Raw genomic sequence first — 238 nt, forward strand, 5'->3', positions numbered from 1 at the left:
TATGCTGCTTCAGCCGCCTCTACTGCTTCTGTCGCTTCTTCAAGTGCTGCAACTGCATCATCCACACCATCTTCGTTTTCATCATTTACTGTTGGTAAGGTGATGTCGACTAGATCATCTAAGCGTGCATCCAGCGCGTCTTTGTCTGCTCCTTCTGGAAGTGCATCAACTTTCGCTTGTGCATCTTCTTTAGCAGTAAACGCATCATCACGTGCTTGAGTCAGCTCAGCAAGTTCTG

The 238-nt window shown here is 47.5% G+C and carries 1 protein-coding gene; it reads right to left on the bottom strand.

Going from position 1 to position 238, the window contains the following annotated elements; translation table 11 throughout:
* Positions 1–238, bottom strand: a 238-nt coding sequence (locus tag AC1M87_RS14850) for a GA-like domain-containing protein (protein WP_481594132.1), incomplete at both ends; no start/stop codon positions are given.

This window comes from Acinetobacter sp. 24-47-62 (genome assembly GCF_056779765.1).